Source organism: Streptococcus parasanguinis (assembly GCF_001578955.1).
GTDB classification, from domain to species: domain Bacteria; phylum Bacillota; class Bacilli; order Lactobacillales; family Streptococcaceae; genus Streptococcus; species Streptococcus parasanguinis_U.
Genome location: NZ_KQ969690.1, coordinates 445745 through 449454, shown reverse-complemented (window position 1 = coordinate 449454; position 3710 = coordinate 445745). Strand labels below are relative to the sequence as shown.

At 47.5% G+C, this 3710-nt stretch carries 4 protein-coding genes and 1 pseudogene; all 5 read right to left on the bottom strand.

Annotated features, from left to right (window positions below):
• A pseudogene (locus SPADD19_RS13135) lies at positions 1 to 93 on the bottom strand (glutamine amidotransferase); the annotation flags it as partial.
• Positions 90 to 1322 (bottom strand): chloride channel protein, encoded by a 1233-nt coding sequence (locus SPADD19_RS06050; RefSeq protein ID WP_193390610.1) that lies wholly within the window; start codon positions 1320 to 1322, stop codon positions 90 to 92. The gene SPADD19_RS06050 and the pseudogene SPADD19_RS13135, both read right to left, overlap by 4 nt.
• A gap of 4 nt (positions 1323 to 1326) precedes the next feature.
• Positions 1327 to 2136, bottom strand: a complete 810-nt coding sequence (locus SPADD19_RS06045; protein WP_061455519.1) for a purine-nucleoside phosphorylase — start codon at positions 2134 to 2136, stop codon at positions 1327 to 1329.
• A 12-nt stretch (positions 2137 to 2148) separates the two neighbouring features.
• On the bottom strand, positions 2149 to 2694 hold the full coding sequence (locus tag SPADD19_RS06040; RefSeq protein ID WP_061455518.1) for a DUF1697 domain-containing protein: 546 nt from the start codon (positions 2692 to 2694) through the stop codon (positions 2149 to 2151).
• 1 nt (position 2695) lies between these two features.
• The coding region (locus tag SPADD19_RS06035) for a phosphopentomutase (protein ID WP_128861596.1) at positions 2696 to 3710 on the bottom strand (1015 nt) is incomplete at its 5' end.

Sequence of the window (3710 nt, the reverse complement as noted above, 5' to 3'; positions counted from 1 at the left end):
CGTGGTCACCTGATGGCCACGCTCCTGCGCCCATTTTAGATAAGCGCCCGGTACTTCAAAGGTTTCATGCAGTACAAAATGTACCTTCATCATTTATTCTCCCATCTCTTTCGAATCACGTAAGACAGACCAGCCGCAAGTACAAGCGGGATTGTCAAATTCCAAGTTTGGCCTGTAAATCCAAGGCTCAGGGCAATGGCTGTCAGAGGAGCTTCTAGGGTTGTTCCTAAAAAGACTGTCGCTCCTAGTAACATCCCTAGAGCAGGATCCAGATGAATCCCAAGAACTGTCAAAAGCAAGGTCACTAGATAGCCAGATCCAATCCCTAAGGCAAATGATGGTGTCAAGGTCCCTCCATAGGCACCATTGCGCAAGAGGAGATAAACCAGAAGCCCCTTCACTGCAAGAGTCAGTGGAAGATAAGGAATCGACTGGCTAGACAAGAGGGCTTGCGCTAGTTCCTGGCCATTTCCCATAAAGATAGGGAAAAAGGTTACTAGGCTCCCCAACACTAGAAAGGCTAGAGGAAGAGCCCAAAGAATCGTCCCATCTTTCCGCCGTTTGTGACTAGCCCGCTTGGCGAGGAAAGCAAAGGCCAGAGCCAAGGGAGTGACTAAGAAAGCAATCACAATAGCCTGTAAGAAACTGCTAGCCGACCATGGGCCTGCGGACAGGTGATAAATGGCCTCCTGACCAACGATGGGCTGAGCAACCCAGGTGGCCAGATAAGTACTGGTCAAAACCAGTAGAAAGTTCTGCCAACTGTAGGCAAGTCCTAAGGTCTCAAAGACGAACAAGCTACTGGCAAAGGGGACCTGATAGACCGCAGCCAAACCAGCTCCAGCCCCACAGGCGATCAAGACTTTTCGCTCTTTGAGAGCTAGTGAGAACCCCTTCGCCAAACGACCAGCTAGAAGAGCCCCGACCTCACGTGGGGCTCCTTCTTTTCCGACCGATGCGCCTGCTCCAACAATTGCCACCTGCATCCCTGCATGAAGGAGGTGGGCTAAGGGCGCTGGATCCCTGTCTCCAGCTAAGTCAATTTGCTGGCGAATAGACAGGATCTGATAACGCTTTTGCAGGACATACCAGAAGCCAGCTGCCAAGCACCCAGTCACACACAAGACTAGAAATCTACGGAGACCTCCAGCTTCTTGAAATTGCTGGAGCAAATCCGAACTAGCTTGGCCAAAGGCCAGCTCTTGCACCCCTTCTAGTAGATAATGACAGGCAATTCCGACCAGACCTGTTCCTATTCCCAAGGATAAAGTAGCTAGAAGTAACCTCAGTCCGTAGGGCAGACTTTGGAGTCGTACTTTCATTGGATTAGAGTTCAGCAAGAATCGCTTTCAGCAATCCTTTGAAGTCGCCTTTGACGCGCTCTGTCACTTCTACTACTTCTTCGTGGTTGAGCTCTTCTTGGAAACCAGCCGCAAAGTTGGTAATACATGAAATACCAAGGACCTTCAAGCCAGAGTGTGCTGCAACGATGACTTCTGGAACAGTTGACATTCCGACAGCATCTGCGCCAAGCGTCTTATACGCACGGATTTCAGCTGGAGTTTCGTAGGTAGGACCTGTCACACCGATATAAACCCCATCATCCAATTTGATACCCAATTTATCTGCTACTTTATGAGCTGTCTCACGGTATTCAGGTGTGTAGGCTTTTGACATATCTGGGAAACGTGGACCAAAGTCATCCAAGTTTTCACCGATCAATGGGTTTTGACCAGTCATGTTGATGTGGTCTGTGATGGCCATCAAAGTACCAGGACCAAAGCCAATACCACCAGCAGCATTTGTAACAAGAACCCCTTCACAGCCCAAAACTTTCATGACACGAACTGGGAAAGTCACCACTTCTAGTGGGTTTCCTTCGTAGAAGTGGAAACGTCCTTGAAGGGCTAAAACCTTGCGTCCAGCAAGATCACCATAAACCAATTTACCAGCATGACCGACAACCGTTGAACGACCCCAGTTTGGAATTTCAGAGTAGTCTACCACGACTGGATTTTCGATTTCTTCAGCCAGTTCTCCAAGACCTGATCCAAGAATCAAGCCAAACTCAGGTGCTTCCATTCCTTTGCCTTTCAGAAAAGCAGCTGTTTCATTGATTTTTGCTAATAATGTCATTGCATATCTCCTTTATGATTTCCTTAAAAATTGGCCAATTTTGTCAAATGTATTGGCATTGCGAATGGTCAACAGACGGTAATCCGGCATTTTGAGGACTTGTTTGTGGTAAGCGGTCTTTGTATAGGTCTCTTCTGAGTATTTGCCCCAGTAGATCCCAAGTCTTCCACGATGGATGATTTCATCACCGAGCGAAAAAGAGGAGACCAGCTCCCAGACAGCATCCTGATTGAGGCCTTCTGTGTAAAAGAGAACATCCTTGCGGGCCAGATTCTCCTGCCACCAGGCTGGTAGAGCAGCGAGATCTTGCGCATAGTCCTCAGCTGAAAAGAGAGAAAAAGACTGGATAAAGGGATAGCGATCACGAAAGAAATGTCCCAGCAAATCTACCAATTCTGCTTTAGAAGCAGCAGATTCAAAGAAGATATTGCCACTATTGATGTAGGTCTCTACCCCATCCAGCCCGATCGTTTGAAGCTCCTCTCGAAGCTCTGCCATCACGACCTTGTTTTTCCCGCCAACATTGATCCCTCTTACGAGGAGAGCGAAGCGTGTCATCTTAGTTCAATTTGTCTAAGAAGCTTTCACCGATCATGGCTTTTTCAACACCAAAGTTATCTGCAATCGTTGCAGAGATATCAGAGAAATGTCCGACTGGAATCAAGCCACTACCTTTGAAGGATGGGCTATAAGCCAAGAATGGGATGTATTCACGCGTATGGTCTGTACCAGCGTAAGTTGGGTCGTTACCATGATCAGCCGTAATCATCAAGAGATCGTCTTCACGCATGGCTGCGATGATTTCTGGCAAACGCTCATCGAACTCATGCAAGCAATCGCGGTAGCCGTGCGCATTGCGACGGTGTCCGTAAAGAGCATCAAAGTCTACCAAGTTGGTAAATGAGAACCCTTCTTGGAACTCAGGAAGTCCCATGGTCTTAATCAAGGTATCCATACCGTGGCTATTTGATTTGTTGTGCCCCATATCGTGGTTGATACCAGCTCCGTTGAAGATATCGTTGATCTTACCAACTGCATAAGTATCGATACCGGCTTCGTTCAACTTGTCCAAAACAGTTGGCGCAAATGGTGATACAGCTAAGTCACGACGGTTGGCTGTACGTGTGAAGTTGCCTGGTTCCCCAACATAAGGACGAGCAATGATACGTCCTAGAAGAGCTGGACGTTCCAAAGTGATGGAACGAGCGTATTCACAGATACGGTACAACTCATCCAAAGGAATGATGTCTTCGTGAGCTGCGATTTGAAGCACAGGGTCTGCTGATGTATAAATGATCAACTCACCAGTTTCCATTTGACGTGGACCAAAGTCATCGATGACCGCTGTACCAGAATAAGGTTTGTTGGCTTCACGGATGACCTTACGTCCTGAGAATTCTTCAATTTTAGTCAAAATTTCTTCAGGGAAACCATTCCAGAAGGTATCAAAAGGTTCTGTAATGTTGAGCCCCATGATTTCCCAGTGACCAGTCATGGTGTCTTTCCCAAGAGAGACTTCTTGCAATTTTGTCGCATAACCAGTTGGGTTGCTTTCAGCTGGCACCGTCTTCAAT